The organism is Lentzea sp. (genome assembly GCF_036380075.1).
In the GTDB taxonomy this organism is placed as follows: Bacteria; Actinomycetota; Actinomycetes; order Mycobacteriales; family Pseudonocardiaceae; genus Lentzea.
On sequence record NZ_DASVFL010000195.1, the window covers coordinates 1 to 21789 of the forward strand.

Annotated in this window: 20 protein-coding genes; 9 read left to right on the plus strand and 11 right to left on the minus strand. The window is 71.4% G+C overall.

Translation table 11 applies throughout. The features are described 5' to 3' along the window. Window positions 1-15: 15 nt before the first annotated feature. A complete protein-coding gene (locus tag VF330_RS21275; RefSeq protein WP_330853391.1) occupies window positions 16-1578 on the minus strand; it encodes a S8 family peptidase in 1563 nt (520 codons plus the stop codon). Between the two features lie 134 nt (window positions 1579-1712). On the opposite strand from VF330_RS21275, the gene VF330_RS21280 reads away from it, so the two are divergent. Beyond that, window positions 1713-4604, plus strand: a complete 2892-nt coding sequence (locus tag VF330_RS21280; RefSeq protein WP_330853392.1) for an ATP-binding protein — start codon at window positions 1713-1715, stop codon at window positions 4602-4604. On the opposite strand, the gene VF330_RS21285 is transcribed toward VF330_RS21280, so the two are convergent. Further along, the gene (locus VF330_RS21285; protein WP_330853393.1) at window positions 4601-5035 is read right to left on the minus strand and encodes an Lrp/AsnC family transcriptional regulator; all 435 of its coding nucleotides are present in this window, start codon (window positions 5033-5035) and stop codon (window positions 4601-4603) included. The genes VF330_RS21280 and VF330_RS21285 overlap by 4 nt on opposite strands. An 81-nt stretch (window positions 5036-5116) precedes the next feature. Between VF330_RS21285 and VF330_RS21290 the strand changes: the two genes are divergently transcribed. Continuing rightward, window positions 5117-6547, plus strand: coding sequence for a pyridoxal phosphate-dependent decarboxylase family protein (locus tag VF330_RS21290; protein WP_330853394.1), 1431 nt, complete (start codon window positions 5117-5119; stop codon window positions 6545-6547). 137 nt (window positions 6548-6684) lie between these two features. Here the strand turns inward: VF330_RS21290 and VF330_RS21295 are convergent, their stop codons facing one another. Further along, complete coding sequence (locus VF330_RS21295) at window positions 6685-7344, minus strand: GntR family transcriptional regulator (RefSeq protein ID WP_330853395.1); 660 nt, start codon at window positions 7342-7344, stop codon at window positions 6685-6687. 65 nt (window positions 7345-7409) lie between these two features. On the opposite strand from VF330_RS21295, the gene VF330_RS21300 reads away from it, so the two are divergent. The 4 genes from VF330_RS21300 to VF330_RS21315 are packed head-to-tail and all read left to right on the plus strand — an operon-like array spanning window position 7410 to window position 12309. Beyond that, window positions 7410-8639 (plus strand): sarcosine oxidase subunit beta family protein, encoded by a 1230-nt coding sequence (locus VF330_RS21300; protein ID WP_330853396.1) that lies wholly within the window; start codon window positions 7410-7412, stop codon window positions 8637-8639. Window positions 8640-8649: 10 nt separating this feature from the next. Then, window positions 8650-8931 carry a sarcosine oxidase subunit delta gene (locus VF330_RS21305; RefSeq protein ID WP_330853397.1) on the plus strand — a complete coding sequence of 94 codons (282 nt, stop codon included), beginning with the start codon at window positions 8650-8652 and terminating at the stop codon, window positions 8929-8931. Then, the gene (locus VF330_RS21310) at window positions 8928-11732 is read left to right on the plus strand and encodes a 2Fe-2S iron-sulfur cluster-binding protein (protein WP_330853398.1); all 2805 of its coding nucleotides are present in this window, start codon (window positions 8928-8930) and stop codon (window positions 11730-11732) included. Before VF330_RS21305 ends, VF330_RS21310 begins: the two co-directional genes overlap by 4 nt. Continuing rightward, window positions 11722-12309: a sarcosine oxidase subunit gamma gene (locus VF330_RS21315; RefSeq protein WP_330853399.1), complete on the plus strand. Its 588-nt coding sequence runs from the start codon at window positions 11722-11724 to the stop codon at window positions 12307-12309. The genes VF330_RS21310 and VF330_RS21315 overlap by 11 nt, the downstream gene beginning before the upstream one ends. A gap of 49 nt (window positions 12310-12358) precedes the next feature. Here the strand turns inward: VF330_RS21315 and VF330_RS21320 are convergent, their stop codons facing one another. Beyond that, window positions 12359-12910: an EF-hand domain-containing protein gene (locus VF330_RS21320; protein ID WP_330853400.1), complete on the minus strand. Its 552-nt coding sequence runs from the start codon at window positions 12908-12910 to the stop codon at window positions 12359-12361. Window positions 12911-13149: 239 nt separating this feature from the next. Here VF330_RS21320 and VF330_RS21325 point away from each other — a divergent pair, with 239 nt between their 5' ends. Continuing rightward, entirely contained in the window at window positions 13150-14055 is a 906-nt protein-coding gene (locus VF330_RS21325; RefSeq protein ID WP_330853409.1) for an arsenic resistance protein, read from the plus strand. Here the strand turns inward: VF330_RS21325 and VF330_RS21330 are convergent. From VF330_RS21330 to VF330_RS21355, 6 genes are all read right to left on the minus strand, one after another. After that, the gene (locus VF330_RS21330; RefSeq protein ID WP_330853401.1) at window positions 14042-14626 is read right to left on the minus strand and encodes a class I SAM-dependent methyltransferase; all 585 of its coding nucleotides are present in this window, start codon (window positions 14624-14626) and stop codon (window positions 14042-14044) included. The genes VF330_RS21325 and VF330_RS21330 overlap by 14 nt on opposite strands. Then, window positions 14623-15003 carry a hypothetical protein gene (locus VF330_RS21335; RefSeq protein ID WP_330853402.1) on the minus strand — a complete coding sequence of 127 codons (381 nt, stop codon included), beginning with the start codon at window positions 15001-15003 and terminating at the stop codon, window positions 14623-14625. Before VF330_RS21335 ends, VF330_RS21330 begins: the two co-directional genes overlap by 4 nt. After that, window positions 14996-15370, minus strand: coding sequence for a hypothetical protein (locus VF330_RS21340; RefSeq protein ID WP_330853403.1), 375 nt, complete (start codon window positions 15368-15370; stop codon window positions 14996-14998). The genes VF330_RS21335 and VF330_RS21340 overlap by 8 nt, the downstream gene beginning before the upstream one ends. A 25-nt stretch (window positions 15371-15395) precedes the next feature. Then, window positions 15396-17393 (minus strand): ABC transporter ATP-binding protein, encoded by a 1998-nt coding sequence (locus tag VF330_RS21345; protein WP_330853404.1) that lies wholly within the window; start codon window positions 17391-17393, stop codon window positions 15396-15398. Next, window positions 17390-17968 carry a helix-turn-helix domain-containing protein gene (locus tag VF330_RS21350; protein WP_330853410.1) on the minus strand — a complete coding sequence of 193 codons (579 nt, stop codon included), beginning with the start codon at window positions 17966-17968 and terminating at the stop codon, window positions 17390-17392. Before VF330_RS21350 ends, VF330_RS21345 begins: the two co-directional genes overlap by 4 nt. Before the next feature lie 110 nt (window positions 17969-18078). Next, window positions 18079-19527 carry an FAD-dependent oxidoreductase gene (locus VF330_RS21355; protein WP_330853405.1) on the minus strand — a complete coding sequence of 483 codons (1449 nt, stop codon included), beginning with the start codon at window positions 19525-19527 and terminating at the stop codon, window positions 18079-18081. Between the two features lie 42 nt (window positions 19528-19569). Between VF330_RS21355 and VF330_RS21360 the strand changes: the two genes are divergently transcribed. Both VF330_RS21360 and VF330_RS21365 read left to right on the plus strand, forming a co-directional pair. Next, a complete protein-coding gene (locus VF330_RS21360) occupies window positions 19570-20190 on the plus strand; it encodes a TetR/AcrR family transcriptional regulator (protein ID WP_330853406.1) in 621 nt (206 codons plus the stop codon). 144 nt (window positions 20191-20334) lie between these two features. Then, entirely contained in the window at window positions 20335-20745 is a 411-nt protein-coding gene (locus VF330_RS21365) for a DUF5980 family protein (RefSeq protein WP_330853407.1), read from the plus strand. Window positions 20746-20775: 30 nt separating this feature from the next. Here VF330_RS21365 and mycP read toward each other — a convergent pair. After that, window positions 20776-21789: type VII secretion-associated serine protease mycosin (gene mycP / locus VF330_RS21370; RefSeq protein WP_330853408.1), on the minus strand; the 1014-nt coding region annotated here is incomplete at its 5' end.

Here is a 21789-nt window from a genome sequence, read left to right on the forward strand (position 1 = left end):
TCCTTCCGGGCGTCGTCAGAACGTGAGGGTCCAGGCGTCGATGTTTCCGGCGTCGTAGGTCCACACGTCGGTGACCTGCAGCTTCCACGTGCCGTTGCGGTTCTCCGCGGACGCGTCGACGGTGTAGGTCTCGTGCACACCCGCGGACGAGGTCGCTCCCTTGGCCTTCTTGAGGCTGTAGGTGGCGCCGGACGGACCGACCAGGTCGATGGCGAGGTCGGCGGTGTACGGGTGGTTGATGTCGACCTTGACCTTGGTGGCGGTCGAGGCCTTGCCGGTGCAGCCCGTGACGCTCACCGAGGAGGTGACGGCGGTGCCGTTGTCCGGGATGGACACGTCGTCGCCGTTCGTGGCGGCGGCGCACGGTTCGGGGTCGGGGTTGCCGCCGCCGATGAAGCTGATGTTGAGCAGCTTGTTCGGCGAGCCTTGCAGGTCGGTGATCTTGCCGGTCGTGGCGTTGTTCACCAGCGCGTCGCGAACCTGGGCAGGGGTGGCGGACGGGTTCGCGGACACGTACAGCGCGGCGGCGCCGACGACGTGCGGGGTGGCCATCGAGGTGCCGCCCATCGACGTGGTGCCGCCGCCGTTCTTGGTGGAGGTGATGTTCGAGCCGGGGCCGAACAGGTCGACGCACGAGCCCCAGTTCGACGCCTGGCCGCCGGTGTAGATCGACCGCTTGTCGGCCGAGTCGCTGGCGGCCACCGTGATGGCCTCCGGCACGCGGGCGGGCGAGGTCTGGCAGGCGTCGCCGTTGTTGTTGCCGGCCGCGAGACCGAACGTGACGCCGGCCGCGATGGCGCGCTTCACCGCGTTGTCCACAGTGGAGTCCGCGCCGCCGCCGAGGCTCATGTTCGCCACGGCGGGCTTCTTCGCGTTCTGGGCGACCCAGTCGATGCCCTTGATGATCTGCGAGTACTGGCCGTTGCCCGAGCAGTCGAGCACGCGGACCGCGACCAGGTTGACCTTCTTCGCCACGCCGTAGGTCTTGGACCCGACCGTGCCGGCGACGTGCGTGCCGTGGCCCTGGCAGTCGGAGGCGTCCGGGTCGCTGTCGATGAAGTCGTAGCCGTCCTTGGCCCGGCCCTCGAACTCCGTGTGCGCCTTGTAGATGCCGGTGTCGAGGATGTACGCCGTCACGTTCGACGCCGTGTTCGGATAGGTGTAGCGCTGGTCGACCGGCAGGTTCGCCTGGTCGATCCGGTCGAGGCCCCACGTCGGGTTCGTCTGGGTGTCGGACATCCGCGCCCAGCCGTCCTGCTGCACGTACGCGACGGACGGGTCGGCCGCGAGCCTGCGGGCCGCCGCCTCGTCCATCTTCACCGCGAAGCCGCGCACCGACGCGACGTAGGTGTTGCTGACCTTGCCGCCGTGCTTGCGGGCCAGGTCGAGCGCCTTGGCGTTGGTGGTCGGGGCGTCGCTGGCGCCGTCCTTGAACACCACGATATAGCTGCCCGCGACGGGTTCGGCGGTCTTCTGGATCGACCCCGTCTGGGCGGTGGCGGGGCTGCTCACGGCCGCCGCGACGGCCAGGCCGACGCCGGCCGCCGCGAGCACGCGTGCTGTGCGATCGAGTCGCATCTCGGTTTCTCCGTTCCGGCCGCCTCGGCAGGGATGGGCGGCCACGTGCGGATCACGATCGAGCGACTGTGAACGACGAACAATCCGGATATCGCTACGTAGGGATACCCGACTTTCACCTACCATCGGTCCGGATGAGCCGGACACCGAGATCGGGCCAACGGCGGCCCGACCCCACGGGGCTGATGCGGACCAGCTCGCCGGTGCTGGTGGGGCGGGGTGATCAGCTCGGCGCGCTGCGGGCCGCCGTGCCCAGCCAGCCGGCCGTCGTGCTGGTCGAGGGCGAGGCGGGTGTGGGCAAGTCGCGCCTGGTCCGCGAGCTGCTCGACGCCGACCTGGGCCCGATCGCCGTGCTGATGGGCCACTGCCAGCCGGTGGGGGAGCCGTTCCCGTACGGCGCGGTGCTGGAGGCGTTGCGCGACTGCACGGAGCGCCTGGCGCGCAACCACACGCGGCTGAGCCCGGTCGCCGGTGTGCTCGGCGCGGTGCTGCCCGAGCTCGCCGGGTACCTGCCCGCGCCACCCGCCCCGACCGGCGACCCGCGCGCCGAACGGCACCGGGTGTTCCGGGCGATGCGCGAGCTCATCGGCGTGCTCGGGCCGGTGCTGCTCGTCGTCGAGGACCTGCACTGGGCCGACGACGGGTCGCGCCAGCTGCTGCGGTTCCTGATGGGCGACCCGCCCGCGAACCTGTCCATCGTGGTCACCTACCGCCGCGAGGACCTGCCGGACGGCGTCCCGCTCGGCTCGGCGTACCGGCCGCCGACCGGGATCACCAGCGCGGTGCTGGAACTGGTGCCGCTCGACGTCGGCGAGGTGCGGGCGTTGACGTCGGCCATCCTCGACGGCGAGCCGGTGTCCGCCGAGTTCGCGGCCAAGCTGCACGAACGCACGGCCGGTATCCCGTTCGTGGTCGAGGAAACGCTGCGCGCGTTGCGGAACCCCGCCGGTGCGGTGCACGCCGACGGCGCGACGGCACGGCGTCTGCTCGACAACGTCGACGTGCCCGTGCTGCTGCGCGACGCGATGGCCGAGCGCCTGGCCGCGCTGCCCGAGGCCGCGACCCTGCTCGTTCGAGCGGCCGCCGTGCTGGGCGCGCCCGCGACCGCCGAGCTGCTCGGCTCCGTCGCGGGGATCGACAGCGCGGCGCTGACCCACGCGTTGAGCGGCCACGTCCTGCACGAGGTCGACGCACGGCGTTACGGCTTCCGGCACGCGCTGGCCCAGCAGGCCGTCTACGACACGTTGAGCGGCCCGGACCGCCAGCGGCTGCACGCCCGCGCCGTGGACGTGCTCGACCAGGTCGAACCGCGCCCGCTGGTCCAGCTCGCCGAGCACAGCGAACGCGCCGGGCGCACGGCCGAGTGGCTGCGCTACGGCGAGGCCGCCGCCGACCGCGCCGCCGAGGTGGGCGACGCGGGCACCGCCACCACCCTGCTGCAACGGCTGCTGCACGACCCGGCCGTGCCGTCAGCCGACGTCGACCGGCTCGCGATCAAGCTCGGCCAGATCGCCCACCAGGGTCTCGACCAGCTCGTTCCGGCCGAGACGCTGGAACGCCTGCTGTCGGACCGGCGGCTGTCCACGGCCGCCCGCGGGCAGGTGCGGCTGTACCGGGGCGTGCTGCTGATCCGCCAGGCCGGCGGCGTCGAGGAAGCCCGGTCGGAGCTCGAACGCGCGGTCGCCGACCTGAACGAACGCCCGGATCTCGCCGCACGGGGTGCCGCCGTGCTGGGGCTGTCGTACCTCGGTTCGACGCCGTTCGCCGAAGTGCGGCCGTGGCTCGACCACGTCGACGAGGTGCGGGTGGCGTTCGACGATCCCGAGCTGAGGATGTCGTTGTACGCCAACGTGGTCGGCTCCCGGATGCACACCGGCGACCCGTCCGTCCTCACCGGACTGGAGTTCGCCTCCGCCGCCACGCCCGGCGAGCTGCGCCAGCTCGCCCGCGCCCACTGCAACCTCGCCGACGCCCTCACGACGACCGGTCACCTCGACCTCTGCGCGGACCTGCTGCGCAACGGCCTGCGGTTCGCCTCGGAGTGCGGCGCGCCGTTCGTCGCGAGCACCGCCCACGCCACCCGGACCCGCCTCGACTGGCTGACCGGCAACTGGGACGGCCTGGCCGAGCGCGCCGGCACGTTGCTCGACGAGTACCGCGACCTGTTCCCGGTGGCCAGCGAGCTGTGCCTGGTGCTCGGGTCGCTGGCGACGGCGCGCGGCGAGTGGTCGGAGGCCACCAGCCACCTGACCGAGACCGGCGCGTTCGCCCCCGAGGAGTCGATCGCCCCGGTCGCCATCGCCGGGTGCGCGGCCCTCGCCCGCACGATGCTCGCCCAGGACGAGGTGACGCGGGCGTGCGTGGACGTCGACCGCGGCCTGGCCATCGTCCGGGGCAAGGGCGTCTGGGTGTGGGCCTCCGAGCTCGGGCCGGTCGCCGTGACCACGTTCCTGGCCGCCGGTCGCGAGACCGACGCCGAGACCCTGATCGGGGAGATCGCCTGCGGGGTGGAGGGCCGCGACGCGCCGATGGCGTTCGCCGCGCTGGCCCACTGCCGTGCGCTGCTGTGCGAGGCCCGCGGCCAGGTCGACGACGCCGTGTCGCTCTACCGCGAGGCCGCCGACCGGTACTCGGCGCTGCCCGCGCCGTACCTCGCGGCGCTGGTCGCCGAACGCGAGGCGATCTGCCTCGTGCCGACGGACCACGAGAAGGCGTCCGAGTGCCTGTCCGCCCTGGTGGACACGTTCGACGCGCTCGGGGCGACCCGCGACGCGGCGCGGTGCCGGCACCTGCTGCGCGGCATCGGCGGCGGCAAGCCGTCCCGGCGGGGCCGTCGCGGGTACGGCAACGAGCTGTCGCCGCGGGAGCAGGAGGTGGCGCGGCTGCTGGCCGCCGGGCACACGAACCGGCGGATCGCGGACGTGCTGTTCCTGTCGCCGCGGACCGTCGAGCAGCACGCGGCACGGGTGCTGCGGAAGCTCGGGGTGTCGTCGCGGGCGGAGCTGCAGGCCGAGGACCTCGGCTAACCCTTGACGATCTTCATCGGGAACTGCGAGTTCGTGCGGGCCACGCCCGGCAGCCGCGTGAGCGCCGACATGTACAGCTGCTCGTAGGCCGCGAGGTCCGCGACCGCGACCCACAGGTGGTAGTCGGGCTGCCCGAACATCCGCACGCACGACTCCACCTCGTCGATCTCGGCGACCCTCGCCTCGAACGCCTCGATGGTCGCCAGGTCCTGCGCGGCGATGTCGATGTGCACCAGCACGCGGAAGCCGCGGCCGAGCGACTTCGGGTCGACGGCGGCGTGGTAGCCGGTGATCACCCCGGCCTCCTCCAGCGCCCGCACCCGCCGCAGGCACGGCGACGGCGTGAGGCCCACCTTGTCGGCCAGTTCGGTGTTGGTGAGCCTGCCGTCTTCCTGGAGAAGGCGGATGATTGCGCGATCGATGCGGTCCACTGGTGGATCATGCCACTTCTTCGTGCTTTCGGGGCTGAAGTAGCAATCGTGTGCTGGCCTGATCGGCCTACTGTGCTGGGCGTGAACGAACTCCTGCTGACCGACGACGAACGCGCCCACGCCGGCGCCCGGCTCGTCGCCCTGCTCGACAGCTACGAGCGCGGCCTGGCCGAGGCCGACATCCTGCCCGTGCCCGACCGCGCGCAGCTGGCCGGTCTGCTCGCCCCGATGCCGGACAAGGGCATCGGCCTGGACGCGCTCTTCGACCGCTGGGAGGACGTGGTCCTGCCCGGCTCGACGACGGTCGCGCACCCGCGGTTCCTCGCCTACGTCCTCGGCCCGCCCAACGGCGTGGCGCCCTACGCCGAGGCGCTGGCGGCGGCGATCAACCAGAACTGCAACTTCTGGCAGCTGTCCCCGGCGGCCAGCGTCGTCGAGCGGTCGGTGCTGGAATGGCTGGCCTCCGTCGTCGGCTTTCCCGCCGGCGCCAAGGGGATCCTGACCGGTGGCGGTTCTCTCGCGACGTTGCAGGCGCTCGCCACAGCGCTGCACGACCGCGTTCCGGACTTCCACGCTTCCGGCTTGCAGCGCGACCACGCGCCCTTGGTCGTCTACACGTCCGTCGAGGCGCACCGCAGCGTCGACAAGGCGGCGGCGATCCTCGGCGTCGGGCTGGACAACGTCCGGCACATCGCCACCGACGACCGGCACCGCATGGACGTCTCCGCGCTGCGCCGGGCTGTCGAACAGGACCGCCGGAACGGGCTGCGGCCGTGGTGCGTCGTCGCGACCTGCGGCACGGTCTCGACCGGCTCGGTGGACCCGCTCGACGCCATCGCGGACCTGTGTTCTGACGAGGACCTGTGGCTGCACGTCGACGGTGCCTACGGGGCGCTTTTCCTGCTGTCAGAGGGGATGCGCGAGTTGATGGGCGGATGTGCCCGTGCCGACTCGATCACGCTCGACCCGCACAAGTTGTTGTACGCGCCGTTGGAGGCCGGGTGTCTGTTGGTGCGTGACGGGGCCAAGTTGCGGGACGCTTACGCGTTCGACTCGTCGTACCTGACGGTGGCCGAGGACCCGTTGATGACCGACTACATGGACTACGGGCCTCAGCTGTCCCGTAGTTTCAAGGCTTTCAAGGTGTGGAGTGCGGTTCAGGCTTTCGGGGTTGAGGCGTTTCGTTCGGCCAATGAGCGCACTCTTGAGCTTGCCCAGCGGTTTGGGCGGGGGGTTCAGGAGGCGGAAGGGCTTCGGTTGTTGGCCCCTGTGGTGTTGACGGCTGTGTGTTTTTCGGTGGACGGGGTTGAGGATCACGCCTCGTTGCTTGAGGAGTTGGCGGCTGAGAACGTTGCCCTGCTCGGGCCGGTTGTGGTTGGTGGGGAGCGTGGGGTTCGGGCTTGCTTCACCAACCATCGGACCAGCGTTGGGGATGTTGATTTGATTTTGGAGCGGTTGCGTGGGCGGGTTGCGTTTCAGGCGCGGGGCTTCGCCCCGGACCCCGCCAACTGATCAAGGACCGGGCCGGTGCCGTCCGTGGGTTGATGGCACGCCTGTTGCGTTGGGCGGCTTGCTGTTGCGTGCGTTGGGCGCGATCCCGCCTGCCAGGCATGGAAAAAGCCAAGAGCAGCTCGGCTTCGGCTTCGCTGCTAGATCAGAGCTCTGATCGCCCGTTCGAAGCCCGTTACGTGTTGTGCTGCCAGCTCTGATGCCTTCTTCTCGTCTCCCTCCACGATCGCCGTCAGGAGGGGGACGTGTTCGTCCACGTGGCCCGCCATTCCGGACAGCCTCGGCAGGAACACGCACCAGATGCGGGTTGCCAGGTTGTCGTAGGAGATCAGGGTGTCCTCGAGGAACGGGTTGTGCACGCAGCGGTAGATGGCGCGGTGCACGCCCACGTCGTCGCGGAGCAGGGCGGTGTTGTCGCCTGGGCGCGGGGAGGTTTCGAGCTGGGCGCGGAGTTCGGTCAGGGCGGTGCGGTCTGCTGGGGTGGCGCGCTCTGCTGCTGCGGCTGCTGCCAGGGGTTCCAGGGTGCGGCGGACTTCGGAGATGTGGGAGAGGTCCGAGATGTTCACGTCTGTGGCGAACGTGCCGCGGCGCGGGTAGGCAACCACCAGGCGTTCCTGTTCCAGGCGCTTCAAGGCCTCGCGGATCGGGGTGCGGCCCACGCCCAGGTCTGTGCGCAGGCGGTCCTCGTTGATGGGCTCGCCCGGTTTGATCTCCAGCATGACGAGGCGGTCGCGCAGCAGCGCGTAGGCCTGTTCGGTCAGTGAGACGGGGGCGGGCTCGTCGTTGACCCGTGCGTTCATGTGTCCTACCGTACTGCACATACTGATATACCAGTAGTCGACTAGATGCTGGAGGCGTCGGCCCGATGAGCAGTCCGCCCGGAGCGCACTTGCCCGAGCATCCCGACTTCCTGTGGGACGACCCCGAGCCGAAGGCGTCTTACGACGTAGTCGTCGTCGGTGGTGGTGGGCATGGGCTTGCCACTGCCTACTACCTGGCGAAGGTGCACGGGATCACGAACGTCGCGGTGCTGGAGAAGGGGTGGCTCGCGGGCGGGAACATGGCTCGCAACACCACGATCATCCGGTCCAACTACCTGTGGGACGAGAGCTCGGGGATCTACGAGCACTCGTTGAAGTTGTGGGAAGGGCTGGAGGAGGACCTCGGGTATCCGATCCTGTTCGACCAGCGCGGAGTGCTGAACCTGGCGCACAACCTCCAGGACGTCCGGGACAGCGTTCGGCGGGTCAACGCCAACCGGCTCAACGGGATCGACGCCGAATGGGTGGATCCGGCCGGGGTCAGGGAGATCTGCCCGATCGTCAACACCTCGCCCGACGTGCGGTACCCGGTGCTGGGGGCGACCTACCAGCCCCGTGCGGGGATCGCCAAGCACGACTACGTGGCTTGGGGGTATGCGCGGGCCGCGCACGCGCTGGGGGTTGATCTCGTCCAGAACTGCGAGGTCACCGGGCTGGAGACGGTCGGCGGGCGGATTGCCGCCGTGCAGACGTCCCGCGGGCGGATCGCTGCCGGGAAGGTCGCGTTGTGCGCGGCTGGGCACAGTTCGGTGCTCGCCAAGATGGTCGGGCTGCGGTTGCCGCTTTCTTCGCATCCGTTGCAGGCCCTGGTGTCCGAGTTGCTGGAGCCCGTGCACCCGACTGTCGTGATGTCTAACGCGGTGCACGTGTACGTGTCCCAGGCGCACAAGGGCGAGCTGGTGATGGGCGCCGGGATCGACAGCTACAACGGGTACGGGCAGCGCGGGTCGTTCCACATCATCGAACAGCAGATGGCGGCAGCATTGGAGTTGTTCCCCGTGTTCGCGCGTGCGCACCTGTTGCGGACGTGGGCGGGCATCGTCGACGTCAGCCCGGACGCGTCGCCGATCGTGGGGCTCACGCCGGTCGGGGGGCTGTACCTCAACTGCGGGTGGGGGACCGGCGGGTTCAAGGCCACGCCCGGTGTCGGTGACTGCTTCGCGCACACCGTCGCGCACGACAAGCCGCACCCGTTCAACGAGCCGTTCACCCTCGAGCGCTTCACCACCGGCGCCCTCGTCGACGAGCACGGCGCCGCCGCCGTCGCGCACTAGGAGCGATCCGATGCAACTCATCCCGTGTCCGTGGTGCGGGCCGCGCGAGGAAGCCGAGTTCCACTACGGCGGACAGGCCCACGTCGCCTACCCCGAGGACCCGTCGGCGCTCACCGACGAGGAGTGGGCGCGGTACGTGTTCTTCCGCGAGAACCCGAGCGGGCCGTTCGCCGAGCGCTGGAGCCACAGCGCCGGGTGCCGGCGGTGGTTCAACGCCGTCCGCGACACCCGCACGCACGACCTGCTCGCCGTCTACCGGCCCGGTGAGCCGAAACCCGAGGTGACCGCATGACGTTCCGCAGGCCCAGCGGTGGCGCGATCGACCGGAACACGGTGCTGCGCTTCACCTTCAACGGCATCGAGTACACCGGACACCCCGGCGACACGCTCGCGTCGGCGTTGCTGGCGAACGGCGTGCACGAGATCGGCAGCAGCGTGAAGCTCGGACGGCCGCGCGGGATCGTGGCGGCGGGGTCCGAGGACCCGACCTCGCTGGTGCAGGTCGAGGCGCCGTTCTCCGAGCCGATGCTGCTCGCGACGACCGTCGAGCTCTACGACGGACTGGTGGCGCGCGGGCTCGCCGGACAGGGGAAGCTGTCCTCCGAGCCCGATCCTGCCCGGTACGACGCCAAGCACGAGCACTGCGACGTGCTGGTCGTGGGTGCCGGGCCCGCCGGGCTGGTGGCGGCGCTGACGGCGGCGCGCAGCGGGGCCCGCGTGGTGCTGGTGGACGAGCAGAACCAGGCCGGCGGCGCACTGCTCGGGGTCGACGAGTACCTCGACGAACGGCCGGCGGCCGAGTGGGTCGCCGACATCGTCGCGGAGCTGCGGTCGACGCCCGGTGTGCTGGTGCTGGAACGCACGACGGCGTTCGGCATGTACCAGGACGGGTTCGTGCTGGCCTTGCAGAAGCGCACCGACCACCTCGGGTTCGCGGCACCCGCTTCCCTTGCGCGCCAACGGGTGTGGCGGATCCGGACCAAGCAGACCGTGCTGGCCACCGGAGCCCACGAGCGGCCCGTGGTGTTCGCGGACAACGACCGGCCCGGGATCATGCTCGCGTCGTCGGCGCGCACGTTCCTGCACCGCTACGGGGTGGTGCCGGGATCGCGGGCCGTGGTGTTCACGACCAACGACAGCGCCTACTGCGCGGCGATCGACCTCGCCGAGTCCGGTGTGGACATCGCGCTGGTCGTCGACGCCCGCGCGGACGTGCCCGAGAAGCTGACGACGGAATGCGCGGCACGGGGGATCGAGGTGCGCGCGGGGCATGTGGTGACCGGTACCGACGGAACCGCACGGGTCACCGCGGCGCACGTCGGCGGCGAGCGGATCGCGTGCGACACGCTGCTCGTGTCCGGCGGCTGGAACCCGGTGGTCAGCCTCTTCAGCCAGGCCCGCGGCACGCTGCGCTACGACGCGGAGCTCGGTGCCTTCGTTCCGGGAGAACAACTTCCGTCCGTGCACGTCGCGGGATCGGCGACCGGTGAGCTGGACCTGAACGCCTGCGCGCGGCAGGGGCGTGACGCCGCCGCGGCCGCCGGGTTCGCGTCGGGCGGCCAGGTTCCGCTGCCCGTCTCCGACTCGCGGTGCACGGCGCGTTCCGGCCTGGTGCTGTGGCGCGTGCCCGGCGCCGACGACTCCGGTTTCGTCGACCTGCAACGGGATGCGACCGTCGCCGACGTGCTGCGGGCGACCGGTGCGGGGCTGCGGTCGCTGGAGCACGTCAAGCGGTACACGACCATCGGCACGGCCCACGACCAGGGCAAGACGTCCGGCATGATCGCGGCGGGCATCGTCGCGGAGGCGCTCGGCGTCGAGCTGGCCGAGCAGAGGCCCACGACGTTCCGGCCGCCGTACACGTCGGTGTCGTTCGCGGCACTGGCCGGACGCGACCGCGGCGAGCTGCACGACCCGGTCCGCGTCACGGCGATCCACCCGTGGCACGTCGCGCACGGGGCGTTGTTCGAGGACGTCGGCCAGTGGAAGCGGCCCTGGTACTACCCGAAGCCGGGCGAGGACCTGCACACCGCCGTGCTGCGGGAGTGCAGGGCCACACGCGAGGGCGTCGGCCTGATGGACGGCTCGACGCTCGGCAAGATCGACGTGCAGGGCCGCGACGCCGGGAAGTTCCTGGACATGCTCTACACCGGCATGATGAGCACGCTGAAGGTCGGCCGGATCCGCTACGGCGTCATGTGCGGCGTCGACGGGATGGTGATCGACGACGGCACGGTGATCCGCGTCGGCGAGGAGCGCTACCTCGTCACCACGACCACCGGCAACGCCGCCAAGATCCTCGACTGGATGGAGGAGTGGCTGCAGACGGAGTGGCCGCACCTCGACGTGCACTGCACGTCCGTCACCGAGCACTGGGCCACGATCCCGCTGGTGGGCCCGCGGTCGCGTGACGTGCTCAAGGCGGTCGCGCCGGGTCTCGACGTCTCCGCCGAGGCGTTCGAGTTCATGACGTGGCGCGACACCGAGGTCGCCGGGGTGCCCGCGCGGGTGTGCCGGATCAGCTTCTCCGGCGAGCTGGCCTACGAGATCAACGTGACCGCCTGGCACGGCATCGCCGTCTGGGAGGCGCTGATGGCGGCGGGGCAGGAGTACGGGATCACGCCGTACGGCACCGAGACCATGCACGTCCTGCGCGCCGAGAAGGGCTACCCGATCATCGGCCAGGAGACCGACGCCACGGTCACACCACAGGACCTGGGCATGTCGTGGGCGGTGTCGAAGAAGAAGCCCGACTTCATCGGCAAGCGCTCGTTCGCCCGCGCCGAGAACACCCGCGCGGACCGCAAGCAGCTCGTCGGCCTGCTGCCCGCCGACCCGTCGGTGCTGCTGCCGGAGGGCTCGCAGATCGTCGAGACCGACCGGCTGCCCGAGCCGCCGGTCCGGATGCTCGGCCACGTCACGTCGAGCTACCCGAGCGCGGCGCTCGGCCGCACGTTCGCGCTGGCCCTGGTGCGATCCGGTCACACGCGGATCGGCGACACGCTCTACGTGCCCGTCGACGACTCGCTCGTGCCGGTCACCGTCACCGAATCCGTTCTGTACGACAAGGAAGGTGCCCGCCGTGACGGCTGACCCCGTGAGCCCGCTGGCCGCCTGGACCGACCGGCTGGCCGCCCTCGCGCCCGCGGTGTCGGTGCGGGAGCTGCCGTTCCGCTCCCAGCTCACCGTCCGGGCGTCCGATCCGGACGTGATCAGGGCGATGGGCGACGCGCTGGGTGTCGCGTTCCCGGTCGTCGCCTGCACCTTCACCTCCGGGACCGGGCGGTTCGGCGACACGGAGGTGCTCTGGCTCGGACCGGACGAGTTCCTGGTCGTGGCGCCGCCCGGCCTGCAGGGGGAGATCGAGGAGGTGTCGCGTGGCGCGCTCGGCTCCGCGCGAGGGTCCGTTGTGGACACTTCGGCTCAGCGCACGACGGCGGTCCTGGAAGGGCCGCACGCACGGGACGTGCTGGCTCACGGATGTTCCGTGGACCTGCACCCGTCTTCGGCTCCCGCCGGCACTTGCGTGCAGACACTCCTCGCCAGGACCGGGGTCGTCCTGCAGGTGAACGGCGGCGACCGGTTCACCGTGCTGGTGCGGTCGTCGTTCGCCGGGTACTTCGCGGCCTGGGTCGCCGACGCGTGCACCGAGTACCTGGCGGTGCCGTGACTCCGGGTGCCGGGGAGCCTCTGCTCCCCGGCACCCGGCCGGGTCCTGGTCAGATGCGGCCGAAGAACAGGCTGCCCGGCGCGTCGGGGTCGTTGGACAGGAAGTGCTCGCGCACCGCCCGGATGAACTCGCCGCGGGAGATCGCCCCGTCCCCGTCGGTGTCCAGCCTGGTGAACGAGTCCATCGCGTCCGGCGCCTCGGAACGCCAGACCTCGCGCAGGAACACGGCGAACTCGTCCCTGCTGATCTCGTTGTCGCCGTCGGAGTCGATCACGTCGAAGATCGCGTGAGCGCTGCCCTCGGCGACGTTGAGCCGGCTGGTGTCGATGACCGCCAGCCGGTTGGCGGTGACGTACTGGGCCTTGGTGAGCCGGTCGCTCTCCACGCCCGAGTGGCGCAGCAGCTCCAGCCAGGTGATCTGGCAGAACGTCAGCAGCGCGCGGGCCCGCCGGTCGTTCCGGTCGAGCCGGTAGGCCTGGAGGTAGCGGTGGGCGAGCGCCTCGTAGTCCTGCCAGTCCAGGTAGCCGTCGTGGTCGGAGTCCAGACCGTCGAACGCCCGCTCCAGCTTGACGGTGATCAGGTCCTGCGTCGTGGTGGTCATCACTGGCCTTCCTGCGGCGATGTCGAACCGACCTCGCCAGCATGACCACGGCCCGGCCGGACGGGCCACCGCCGTCACGCGACCCGGTGGCATTTGAGCCCAAACCGGTGTTCGGCGGGACCCGCGGGCCTGCTCCGGGTAGCGGGAAATTGCGGAACGTCACCGTTTCGAGTAGCCGTTCCGGGGCAGAATGACCCCAACTCGATCGGGAGGTGGCGTTGTCCGGGTTCGTCGCGGGGATGGACCGCCACCAGGTCACCGTCTACCTCGGCGCCCTCGCCACCGGGGCGGTGGCGGGCCTGGCGGCGCCGTCGGCGGTGTCGTGGCTGGAACACGCGATCAACCCGGTGCTCGCCGTCCTGCTCTACGTGACGTTCCTCCAGGTCCCGGTGGCCGAGCTGGGCCGGTCGCCGCGGGCGGGCCGGTTCCTCGCGGCCGCGCTGGTGGTGAACTTCGCCGTCGTGCCGCTGGTGGTGGCGGCGATGCTCGCGTTCCTGCCCGCCGACCAGGCCGTGCGGCTGGGCGTCCTGCTGGTGCTGCTCGCGCCGTGCGTCGACTACGTGATCGTCTTCAGCGGACTGGCCGGCGGCGACAACCGGCGCCTGCTCGCCGCCACGCCGGTGCTCCTGGTCGCGCAGATGGTCCTGCTGCCCGTATACCTGCTGGTGTTCGGCGGCGCCGCCGTGGTCGAGCCCGGCCCGTTCGCCGAGGCGTTCGTGGTGCTGATCGCGATCCCGCTGGCGCTGGCGTGGCTCACGCAGCGGTCGGGCAGGGTCGTCGGCGCCATGAGCACGACGATGGTGCCGCTGATGGCCGTGACGCTGTTCGCCGTCGTGGCCTCGCAGGTGCCGAAGCTGACCGACCTGACCCAGGTCGCGCGCGTCGTGCCGTTCTACGTGGCGTTCCTGGTGGTCATGGCGTTCCTCGGGCTCGCGGTCGCGCGGCTGTTCCGCCTGGACGTGCCCGGGAGCCGCGCGATCGTGTTCACCGGCGCCACCCGCAACTCACTCGTCGTGCTGCCGCTCGCGCTGGCGCTGCCCGGGGACGTCGCCGGGGTGGTCGTCGTGACGCAGACGCTCGTCGAGGTGGTGGGCATGGTCGTGTATGTCCGGGCCGTGCCGCGGCTCGTGCCTACCGCGTGCTGACGACCAGGTACCGCTCGTCGTCGATCGGCCTGCCCCACAACGCCTCGTCGTCGAGCCGGGTGACCACGGCCTCGGACCGCACGCGCAGCACCAGGTCCCGCGTCTCGGCCGAGGTGAGACCGGAGCCGGTCGACCAGCGGCCCTCGACGAGCACCAGCACGCCGTCCGGCCGCAGCAGCCGCGCCCACCTCTCGACCGCCGCCGCCGGATCGGGCAGCGCCCACAGCACGTGCCGGGCCAGGACGACGTCGAACGACGCCTCGGCGTGCGGCGGGTGGGCCGCGTCACCGGTCGTGAGCTCGACCCGCACCCCGGCGGAGGCCGCCTTGGCCGTCGCGGCCTCGACCATCCGCGCGGAGAAGTCCAGGCCGTGCACCTCGTGCCCGGCCTCGGCCAGCAGGACGGCGAGGCTGCCGGTCCCGCACCCGAGATCGGCGACCACCGCGCGCTGACGCGGCAGCAACGGCAGCAGCAGCGCCGCCCACGCGTCCCGCACGCGCCGGTCCCGCAGCCCGTGGTCGGGCTCGTCGTCGAACGCGGCCGCCTGCGCGTCCCAGAACGAGGCCGTCACGCCGTCCTCCTCAGCCACCACAACCCCAGCACCGGCAGGACCAGCGGGATGAACCCGTACCCGATCCCGAAGAACGACCACACCGTCGCGTCCGGGAACGCCTCCGGCACGACCAGGCTCACCAGCCCGACCGTCACCACGCCGACGAGCTCGACCGCGACGGCGACGAGCGCCACCCGCCGCGCGTTGAGCGCGAGGGTGACCGTCGCCACCACGTACACGACGGCCGCGAACGCCGACAGCAGGTAGGCGACCGGTGCCTGGTCGAACCGCGACAGCAGCTGCACGGCCGAGCGGGAGGTGGCCGCCAGGGCGAAGATCCCGTAGACGGTGATCAGCATCCGGCCCGGCCCCTGCCGGATCGACGCGTCAGGCATGAGCTGCCCAGATCTGGCCGAGGCGCAGCACCATCACCGGGATGCTCAAGCACCCGACCGCCAGCACGCCGCCGCTCCACCGGCTGCGCTCGCCCGCCGCCCACACCACGGCGACCGGGACGATCACGGCCGCGCCGACCAGGTAGCCGGCGAACGACAGCCGGTCGATCTCCCGGGACGTGATCTGCCCGAGCCCGATGAACGCCTGCACGAACAGGCCGGTCTCGAGCACCGCCAGCAGGGCCAGCAGGCCGCGCTTGGCCGTCGTGAACGGCAGCAGCGGCTGGTTCAGCACGACCAGCACCACCGACCAGACAGCGCCGGCCAGCGCCAGGACGGTCAGGACCGTCGGCAACACGTCGATCATCAGGCTCGTTTCCCGGGGGAGCGGTCTACGTCGCTGATGGTGTCACACCGCCGTTCGCGGGCACCTCGTCCAGGTACGCCTGCGCCTGCAACGTGAACAGCTCCGCGTACCCGGCGCCGGCCGCCATCAGCTCCTCGTGCGTGCCGTACTCGGCGACCTTCCCGTGCTCCAGCAACAGGATCCGCTCCGCCTGCCGCACCGTGGAGAACCGGTGCGAGATGTACAGCGTCGTGCGGCCCTCCGACAGCTCCCGCAGCCGCGCGAACAGGTCGTGCTCGGCCTGCGCGTCGAGCGCCGACGTCGGTTCGTCGAGCACCAGGATCGGTGCCTCCCGCTGGAACGCCCTGGCCAGCGCGATCTTCTGCCACTCGCCGCCGGACAGGCTCACGCCCTGGTCGAACCAGCGGCCCAGCGGGCTGTCGTAGCCGCGCGGCAGGCGCTCGATCCGCTCGTCCGCTCCGGCGCGGCGGGCCGAAGCCTCGATGTGCGGCCGGTCCTCCAGCCGGGCGAGGTCGCCGAGGCCGATGTTCTCCGCCGCCGTGCCCTGGTAGGTCACGTAGTCCTGGAACATCGCGCTGATCCGCGTGCGCAGCTCGGCCGGGTCGTACTCGCGGATGTCCACGCCGTCGAGCAGGATGCGGCCGCCGGTCGGGTCGTAGAGCCGGCACAGCAGCTTGAACAACGTCGACTTGCCCGCGCCGTTGCGGCCCACGACCGCGACCGTCTCGCCGGGACGGATCTCGAAGCTGACGGCGTCCAGCGCGGGTTCCTCGGCGCCGGGGTAGCTGAAGGTCACCGACTCGAACTCGATGTGGCCCTCCACTGTGGACGGCATCGGGCGCGGCGCGGCCGGCGCGGTGATCTCCGGCTTGGTGTCGAGGAAGCGGTAGAGCGTGTCGAGGTAGAGGTTGTTCTCGTACATGCCCGAGAACGCGGTGAACAAGCCGGACACCGAGGCCTGCACGGAGGCCGCCGCGGCCGTGTACAGCGCCAGGTCGCCCAGCGTGAGCCGGCCGCCGACCGCCTCCAGGGCGATGTACAGCGTGATCGCCGACCCCGCGAACGTGCTCAGCAGCCCCCAGGACGTCGAGCTGATGTTCCGGTTGACCGTCAGCTTCCGCTGCCGCTCGTAGGAGACGGTGCCGAGCCGGCGGAACCGGTCGACGAAGTACGGGCCGAGCCCGAACAGCTTCGTCTCCTTGGCGTAGGTGTCGGTGGTGACCAGCGAGGACAGGTAGTCCATCCGGCGCTTGATCGGCGACATCACGAACGTCAGCCAGAACGCGCGCGAGCCGTACTTCGACTGCGAGATGAACGCCGGGACCGGGGCCACCAGCGCGACCAGGGCCAGCAGCGGGCTGATCGAGACGAGCAGCGCGATCATGCTGGTGAACGTGATCAGCGTCCGCACCAGTCCCAGCGCGGAGTTCATCATCGACAACGGCCGCGTCGGCGCCTCCTGGGCGGCCTGGCGCAACATGTCGTACGACGCGGAGCCCTCGAAGTAGGCGAGGTGCAGGTCGCTGGCGTGCGCCATCACCTGGTGGCGGATGGTCAGCGTCATGCGTTCCTGCAGCAGCGACTGCGCGATCGACGTCAGCGCGCTGCTGACCGCCGTCCCGGCGAGCACGCCGAACTGGAGCAGCGCGACCTTCGCGATGTCGCCGGTGGTGCCGGTGTGCTGGATCGCCGCGACGACGGAGTCCAGCAGCAGCTTCGCGATGTAGGCGGTCACGGTCGGCAGGAGGCCCGACAGGATCGTGATCAGCGCCAGCAGGACGGTCAGGACCGGGCTGGCCCGCCACGTCAGCTTCGCGACCTTGGGCAGGCCGCGGACGGTGCCCACCACGGACGTCCGCAGGCGCTTCAGCCGGGAGCGCAGGTCCTTCGGCCCGTCGTCCTGCTTCGGTTCGGGGATGTCGACCGGGCCGGTGAGCCCGCTGTCCGGCACCGTCGTGGCCTGTCGCCGGCGGCCGCGCCTGCCCAGCGCGAACTCGAGACCGCCTCCGCCGCCCGGGATCATCCAGCCTCCACGGCGCCGTGCAGGAAGAAGTCGACCACCTGGCGCGTGGTGGGCGCGTCGTCCGAGGCCATCCGGCGGCCGCCGAACAACAGGGTCAGGAACAGGGTGGCGAGCTGCTCCGCGGGCAGCCGCAGCCGGTCCGCGTCCGGCGCGAACAGCTCGACCACCGCCTCGCGGATGGCGGCCATCGACTCGCGCCGCCCGCCTTTGCCGGTGCGTCCATCGCCGCGGTGCTCGCCGCGGTGCTTGAGGCGGCCGGACGCGCGCAGCGCGCCCATCAGGGCGCCCATCCGTTCGAGGTGCGCGCCGAGCGTCTCGGCCGCCTCGACGAGCCGGTCCTCCAGGGGCAGGTCGGCGGGGATCTCGGCGATCGCGTCGAGCACGTGGTCGGGTTTCAGCGCCTCGGCCGTGCAGGCGTCGAGCAGCTCGTCCTTGTCCTTGAACGCGCGGAAGACGGTGCCCTCGCCGATGCCGGCGGCGCGGGCGATCTGGCTGCTGGTCACGTTGGCGCCGTGCTCGACCAGGAGCGGCAGCACGGCGTGGACGATCATGGCGCGCCGGTCCTCGGCGCTCATGCCCGGTGCTCTTCGCCGGGTCTCTGAAGTCGGTGTCATGCGCCCATGATGCGGAGTGAGTGCTCACTCCGTCAAGTGAGCGCTCACTCCGCGATGGTGGCGGTCGTCGCTCAGCGCAGGGCGGCGAAGGTCGCGCCGAGCCCCTTCAAAGCGGTCATGACCTGGGCGTCGTCGGCGTCGTCCGACGCCCACCACACGTGTCCGTCGGGGCGTACGACCACGACCGCGGCGGTGGTCCAGGGCTGGTCGCCGGCGACCACGTCGAAGCCGGTCGCCGCCGCGAGGGACGTCACGTCGCCGCCCAGCGCGCCGGTCCGGTCGAGCAGGACCGGCCGCCCGCGTTCCAGCAGCTCGAACAGCCCGGGAACCCTCGTGCCGGTCAGGGGGTGGCCGGTCGGCGGGTACGCCACGTCCAGCGCGGACAGCTTGCGGGCCAGCGCCAGCGAGAGCTCGGGCACCGACACGACCAGGCCGCTCAGCAACGACCGCAGCGCGGCGCCGTCCGGGGTCGTCGCGGTGATCAACGCCGACTGCGCGAGCGTGTGCTCCGCGAGCTGCTCGCCGATCGGGTGGCGCTCGTCGTGGTAGCCGTCGAGCAGCGCCGGGTCCGCCTCGCCGCGTGCCACGGCGGCGAGCCGCCAGCCGAGGTTCATCGCGTCCTGCACGCCGACGTTGAGGCCGACGCCTCCCGCGGGCAGGTGCATGTGGGCCGCGTCGCCCGCGACCAGGACGCGGCCGGCGCGGTAGGTCCGCGCGACCCGCGTGGCGTTGCCGAACCGGGACAGCCAGCCCGGGTCGTGCATGCCGAAGTCGGTGCCCACCACCCGGATCGCGGTCTCCCGCAAGGCGTCGAGCGTGAACGGGTCGGGCGCGCCGTTGTGGTGGGCGTCCACGCCCGCGATGCGGTGCCGGCCACCGCGCACCGGCACGCTGATGAGCGCGCCGTGCTCGTTGTGGGCGCTGACCACGGCGGGGTCCGTGAGGCGCACCTCGCCGACGTAGCCGTAGGACGTGGTGTCCGTTCCGGGGAACTCGATGCCCGCCGCCTTGCGGACCGTGCTGCCCGCCCCGTCGGCTCCGACGACGTAGCTCGCGGTGCGCGTGTACTCGCCGTCCGGGCCGGTGACGTGCAACGTCACGCCGTCGTCGTCCTGCTCCAAGCCCGTCACCGCGTGGCCGCGCAGGACACGTGCTCCCGCCGCGAGCGCGTGTTCCTCCAGCAGTTGCTCGGTGCGGACCTGGGGGAGGGCGAGCATGAACGGGTACGGCGTGTCGAGCACGCTCAAGTCGAGGCGGCTCTCGAGCATGCCGAAGTGCCAGCTCGGCACCGGGACGCCCTCGTCGAGGAACCGCCGGGCCAGGCCGCGCATCGCCAGGACCTCGACCGTGCGCGGGTGCACGCCCAGGGCCTTCGAGTGCGGGCTGCGCTCGGTCGCGCGCTCCAGCACCACGACCGCGGCACCGCCGAGCGCCAGCTCCGCCGCGGTCCACAGCCCGACGGGCCCGGCGCCGACGACGACCACCGGCGACCCGGTTGGTTGGGGTAGGTCACTATTCATAGTAATGAGCCTACAATGAATATGGACGGGTACGATCCGGCCATGGGTGCGCGCGGCTACCGGTCTGCGGTGAGGGCCAGACATGCCGAGGACACGCGGCGGTCGATCCTCGAGGCCGCGGCGCGGTTGTTCGCCGAGCAGGGCTACGCCAGGACGAGCGTCGCCGCCGTCGCGGCCGCCGCCGGGGTCGCCGTGAACACCGTCTACACGAGCGTCGGCAACAAGCCCGCGCTGGTCATGGCGATGTCCGAGGACGGCGCCGCCGACGCCGTCGCGGTCGAGGCGGAGCGCAGGATCGGCGAGTGCGACGACCCGCGCGAGATCCTGCGGATCGTGGCCGACGGCACCGGGCGGGTGCGGCGCCACCGGTGGGAGACGCTGGAGATCCTGCTGGACAACAGGAACGCCGACCCGGACGTGGCCGCGGCCGCCGACCTGGCGACCCGCGCCGTGCGGGACAGGCTCGAGGTCGTGGCCGCGCGGCTGGTCGCCGTCGGCGGCCTGCGGGACGGTCTCGCCGGCCGGCAGGTCGAGCAGGTGCTGTGGTTCTACTTCGGGTTCGAGGCGTGGCGGACCGTGCGCGGCTTCGGCTGGAGCTGGCAGGACTCGGCGGACTGGCTCGCCGAGCAGGCCACCCGTGCGCTGCTGCCCGCCGAGGGGTGAGGCGGGCCGGGACCGGCTGCTCCTTTGTGGACGGATCGGTCTCATTTGGGAGGAAATCTCAATACGTCGTGAGCGTGTTCAGTCCGCTACGCTGGCGTTGAAGTCGTTGCGGTGCAATGGATCCGTTTGCTGACGGAGGAATCTGTGCGAGCACGCAAGAGTGTGACGGCGACTGCCGCCGGTCTGGCGTTGGCGGTGGGTGCCGCTCCCGCGGCCGCCGCCACGTGGACGTTGGAAGACCTGGAGCAGAGGATCTGCGTGGACCCCGAGTACGGCCACGCCGGGGCCTACTTCCTCGGGTCGGTGTCCGGCAGCTGGTCGAGGACGATCACGACCGGCCTGAGCGACCTGCCGCCGGGCTCGGTCTTCAAGGGCTCGTCCGTCCTGCCGCCCAGCTCCCACGAGAACCCGCCGGGAGCGAAGATGGTCAACGTCTTCGCGGGCGTGGCGATCGGACCCGCTCCGGCGGGGGAGTACGTCGCTCGGCTCTGGGCGACCGACGGCAGCAGCACCCAGTCGCAGCCGGTGCGCATCGTCTTCGACGAGGCGTGCTGACCGGCTGCCCGTCCTCTGTGGACAGCGGCGTCACGGCCCTGCTTCGTCGCGACGCCGGCGGATGACCGCGTTGCGGACGGCGAGCGTCAGGGCCAGTGCCAGGCCGCCGATGCCGATCCCGCTCAGCGCCACCACGATCGGCGGCCAGTCGAGACCCGGTGGCGGGGTGACGCTCGTGGTGAGCTCCCGCGGGGGAGCGGGCTGGAAACCGGGCGACTCGGCGGGCAGGACGGCGGTGAGCGCGGCGACCGGGTTGACCATGCCGAAGCCGGTCTTGTTGTCCTTGCCCGTGGTGTTGCCGGGGTGCAGGGCGGTGGCCTTCAGCCGGTTCATCACCTGACGGGCCTTGAGCTCCGGGAACCGCTGGCGCACCAGGGCGGTGATGCCGGCGACGTACGGGGACGCGAAGCTCGTGCCCTGGATGGGCTGCACGCCGTCCGCCTTGACGTTCGCGTTGGTCAGCCCGGAACCCTTGGGGTCGACGGAGATGATCTCCTCGCCCGGTCCCGCGACGCTCACCCACGGACCCCAGACGCTGAAGCCCGACACCGCGCCGGACCGGGACATCGAGGCCACCGACAGCACGTCGTCGGCGAACCACGCCGGTGACGAGACGGACTTGACGACGGCCGGGTCCAGGTTGTCGTTCTGGCTGGGGCAGCCGCCGCCCTTGCCGTCGAGGTTGCCGGCCGCCGTCACGACGACGACGTCCTTGACGTCGACCGCGTACCGGATCGCGGCCTGGAGGGTCCGGTCGTCCGCGCTGAAGTCCTTGGGAGGGTTGCAGTTCGTCAGCGAGATGTTGACGACGCCCGCTCCCTGGTTGGCGGCGCGGACGATGGCCTGGGCCAGCGTGGCGACCTTGCCGGCGGAGGTGCGCTTCTCCCTGGTGGCGTCGCCCTTGAACTCGAAGCGGTCGCTGGTCTGGCGGATCGCGAGGATCGTCGCCTCCGGTGCGGCGCCGACGAAGTCGCCCTCGGTCTTGGCCGCCGCGGCGACGCCCGCCACCTCGGTGCCGTGACCGTCGCAGTCGTCCGTGCCGTT

Excerpts from the sequence above, each read along its gene's own strand:
- VF330_RS21275 (WP_330853391.1), bottom strand. The coding sequence starts at position 1,578 with ATGCGACTCGATCGCACAGCACGCGTGCTCGCGGCGGCCGGCGTCGGC.
- VF330_RS21280 (WP_330853392.1), top strand. The coding sequence starts at position 1,713 with ATGAGCCGGACACCGAGATCGGGCCAACGGCGGCCCGACCCCACGGGG.
- VF330_RS21295 (WP_330853395.1), bottom strand. The coding sequence starts at position 7,344 with ATGAACGCACGGGTCAACGACGAGCCCGCCCCCGTCTCACTGACCGAA.
- VF330_RS21300 (WP_330853396.1), top strand. The coding sequence starts at position 7,410 with ATGAGCAGTCCGCCCGGAGCGCACTTGCCCGAGCATCCCGACTTCCTG.
- VF330_RS21305 (WP_330853397.1), top strand. The coding sequence starts at position 8,650 with ATGCAACTCATCCCGTGTCCGTGGTGCGGGCCGCGCGAGGAAGCCGAG.
- VF330_RS21310 (WP_330853398.1), top strand. The coding sequence starts at position 8,928 with ATGACGTTCCGCAGGCCCAGCGGTGGCGCGATCGACCGGAACACGGTG.
- VF330_RS21320 (WP_330853400.1), bottom strand. The coding sequence starts at position 12,910 with ATGACCACCACGACGCAGGACCTGATCACCGTCAAGCTGGAGCGGGCG.
- VF330_RS21325 (WP_330853409.1), top strand. The coding sequence starts at position 13,150 with ATGGACCGCCACCAGGTCACCGTCTACCTCGGCGCCCTCGCCACCGGG.
- VF330_RS21335 (WP_330853402.1), bottom strand. The coding sequence starts at position 15,003 with ATGCCTGACGCGTCGATCCGGCAGGGGCCGGGCCGGATGCTGATCACC.
- VF330_RS21340 (WP_330853403.1), bottom strand. The coding sequence starts at position 15,370 with ATGATCGACGTGTTGCCGACGGTCCTGACCGTCCTGGCGCTGGCCGGC.
- VF330_RS21345 (WP_330853404.1), bottom strand. The coding sequence starts at position 17,393 with ATGATCCCGGGCGGCGGAGGCGGTCTCGAGTTCGCGCTGGGCAGGCGC.
- VF330_RS21350 (WP_330853410.1), bottom strand. The coding sequence starts at position 17,968 with ATGAGCGCCGAGGACCGGCGCGCCATGATCGTCCACGCCGTGCTGCCG.
- VF330_RS21355 (WP_330853405.1), bottom strand. The coding sequence starts at position 19,527 with ATGAATAGTGACCTACCCCAACCAACCGGGTCGCCGGTGGTCGTCGTC.
- VF330_RS21360 (WP_330853406.1), top strand. The coding sequence starts at position 19,570 with ATGGGTGCGCGCGGCTACCGGTCTGCGGTGAGGGCCAGACATGCCGAG.